Annotated in this window: 3 protein-coding genes; 2 read left to right on the forward strand and 1 reads right to left on the reverse strand. The window is 36.3% G+C overall.

What is annotated here, in order from left to right; translation table 11 throughout:
• A partial coding sequence (locus F6K22_RS36680) for a hypothetical protein (RefSeq protein ID WP_293109618.1) occupies nt 1-209 on the forward strand: 209 nt, incomplete at its 5' end.
• Between the two features lie 459 nt (nt 210-668).
• On the opposite strand, the gene F6K22_RS36685 is transcribed toward F6K22_RS36680, so the two are convergent.
• The gene (locus F6K22_RS36685) at nt 669-860 is read right to left on the reverse strand and encodes a hypothetical protein (RefSeq protein WP_293109620.1); all 192 of its coding nucleotides are present in this window, start codon (nt 858-860) and stop codon (nt 669-671) included.
• Between the two features lie 240 nt (nt 861-1,100).
• Here F6K22_RS36685 and F6K22_RS36690 point away from each other — a divergent pair, with 240 nt between their 5' ends.
• On the forward strand, nt 1,101-2,294 hold the full coding sequence (locus F6K22_RS36690; RefSeq protein ID WP_293109622.1) for a ferrochelatase: 1,194 nt from the start codon (nt 1,101-1,103) through the stop codon (nt 2,292-2,294).
• Nucleotides 2,295-3,329: the final 1,035 nt, after the last annotated feature.

The following is a 3,329-nucleotide window of genomic DNA, read 5'->3' on the forward strand; positions in this document are numbered from 1 at the left end:
AAGAAAATTCCACTAACCATCCACATCCGGCAGGTGCTTCAGAAAATGAATTGATTATTGCTCTATACGCAATAGAAGAAAATTTGACTACCCATCCACATCCGGCGTGCGCTTCAGAAAATGAATTTATTATTGCGACCTACGCATGGGGTCGGAAAAATTCACTACTCATCCACATCCGGCGTGCGCTTCAGAAAATGAATTTTTAGATTGCTCTATAAGCAGATAGAAGAAAATTTCACTATTCATCCACATCCGGCGTGCGCTTCAGAAAATGAATTTATTATTGCTCTATAGGCAGATAGAAGAAAATTTTCCCTACCCATCCACATCCGGCAGGTGCTTCAGAAAATGAATTGATTATTGCGACCTACGCATGGGGTCGGAAAAATTCACTACTCATCCACATCCGGCGTGCGCTTCAGAAAATGAATTGATTATTGCGACCTACGCATGGGGTCGGAAAAATTCCACTACTCATCCACATCCGGCGTGAGCTTCAGAAAATGAATTTTTAGATTGCTCTATAAGCAGATAGAAGAAAATTTCACTATTCATCCACATCGGGCGTGCGCTTCAGAAAATGAATTTATTATTGCTCTATAGGCAGATAGAAGAAAATTTTCCTACCCATCCACATCCGGCGTGCGCTTCAGAAAATGAATTGATTATTGCTCTATAAGTAATAGTCGGAAAAATTCCACTAACCATCCACATCCGGCAGGTGCTTCAGAAAATGATTTTTTATATTGCTCTATAAGTAATAGTCGGAAAAATTCCACTAACCATCCACATCCGGCGTGCGCTTCAGAAAATGATTTTTTATATTGCTCTATAAGTAATAGTCGGAAAAATTCCACTAACCATCCACATCCGGCGTGCGCTTCAGAAAATGATTTTTTATATTGCTCTACAGTTTTCGCTGTGTCAATCCACTACTGGACTATTCAGAGAAGACTTTTGACTTTTAAAACCTTTATATAATCTCAACTATTTTAGTACCCATCCCCCCGGTGGGGAGTGTTAAACTAATACCAGAGTGAAACTACTCATTTTCTTTAATTGAGTTAATTAATAAACATAACTAGAGGAGCACGCGCGTGGTTACAACTCCAGAAAAAATTCAAAACCCAACAAATTCTGCATCTCCGAGTCAAGACAGAGTAGCAGTATTATTGATGGGATATGGCGAAGTAGAAAGTTATGAAGATTTTGCCAATTATAACGAACAAGCATTAAACTTACTCACAGCTAAATTTGCTCCCGTTCCTACCTGGATATATCCTCCCTTAGCAAAACTATTAGCTATTTTTGACTTGCATGAATGGAGTCATCAACATGGCAACTTCATCTCACCTCATAACGCTATATTTGAAAGTCAAAGAGCAGGAATAGAAAAAAATCTCCAAGTAAAATGGGGCGATCGCGTCAAAGTTTTCAAAGCTTTTAACTTTTGCGCTCCCCACCTACCAGAACAAGTATTAACACAAATAAAATCTGAAGGATTTGACAAATTATTGATTTATCCTTTATTAGTAGTTGACTCTATTTTCACAAGTGGAATAGCCGTCGAACAAGTTAATAAAGCATTAGTAAAATTAGCAGATAAAACCGAACATTGGATTAAAGGTCAACGTTATATTCCTTCTTTTTATAACGAACCAGATTATATTAACTTAATGGCAAAAATGGTAGAAGAACAAATTTCTAATGACCTAGAAGTTGCTCATTTACCATCTCAAATTGGCATTGTTTTAACAAATCATGGTTGCCCCCACAAAGCGAAAGGTTTTACTTCTGGAATTGATGAAAGTCAAGCACTTTATGAGTCAGTGCGGGAACGTTTAATAAATCGTTTTCCTTTAATTTCTGTAGGTTGGTTAAACCACGATACTCCACTCATTGAATGGACTCAACCAGACGCTAAAACTGCAGCAAAAAACCTCATAGAATTAGGTGCAACATCTATTATATTTATGCCTATTGGTTTTGCCACAGAAAACCACGAAACATTATTAGATGTCGAGCATATTATTGAAAGTTTGCGTCGGAAACATCCAGAAGTAACTTATCGTCAAATGCCTTGTGTAAATGACCGCCCAGAATTTTTGCAGATGGCTGCGGAGTGGGCTAACCTTTATATTGAGGAATTATTGAGTGAAAATGCTTTAGCTGTTAATCCTTCTTTAGCAGTAGCACAAGCAAAGTCAACTCATAGTCATAGTCACAATGGTGAACATGGACATTCTCACAACCATCATCATCATCACGACCACCATCATCATCATCATTAGAAAGGAGTTGGGAGTCGGAATTTAATTTTCGGCGTTGGTGAATCAAGCTATGAAATCTAAATTTGTCAAATATAAAATGCTTTTAAATTAGGAGTTAGTCAATCGCCATTTCCAGAAAAATCATAGCCAAAATCACCAACGCCTAATTTTTTACAACTGGTGAAAGTAATAGTATAGGTTGTGTTTTGCTGGGCGACATGAAAAGTATAACCTAGGAAAAAAGTGGTAGCGCAACTCAAAATATATCTATTAGACCTCTCCAAAAATAAAAAATAAAATCAATCCCATACGCATAAACCGTTAATTCTTTCCCCCTACTCCCTACTCCCTACTCCCTACTCCCTACTCCCTACTCCCTACTCCCTCTTTTCTGGAGATGTCTATTAGATATCTAGTAAAAAAGAATGTAGGGAGGTTTGATGGAACCTTCCTAGAAAAGTTTGAGGAAAGACTAATCTAAATTTATGGAGATGTATATTGTTGTTGGGTTTCTTTAATATCTTTTTACGAAAGTAGTTTATGGGGGAAACTTCTAAAACCACACTTTCGCGCAACCTAACCAAGTGCAAATTTTTGATTAATTACTAATTTTTCATAGGTAGTTGAGGGAGATTTTTAAGTAGATATCTATAAAAAAATGCAGGTATTTTTTGACCAAAAGTTTGTCAACTGATAATGAGTAATATGATGTGTTATTGAAATAAGAATTATGATTGTGGTTTAACCCTCCACCCAACCGACAAACTGCAAATTTTTTATTAATTACCGAATTAATTAATAATTAAATAATTCAGGTTTAAAGCCTCCCTTTTCAAGGGCAAAAAAGAAAATTTTTTCCTTTTACTCAATCTTCTCCTTAAAAGGGAGAGGTAATTATTAATTCTGGCTCTCCTAGACTGGTTTGCTGCTTCTTAGTAGTTGAAATAGCTCTAAACCCTTAAATAGCAGACAATTCAACCTTTAGGAAAATCCCTTTTGATTAGAATTGCTTTTTTCTATTCATATAACTATTGCTATGCAAGGATTATAGAGTTC

The organism is Okeania sp. SIO2F4 (assembly GCF_010672385.1).
GTDB lineage: Bacteria > Cyanobacteriota > Cyanobacteriia > Cyanobacteriales > Microcoleaceae > Trichodesmium.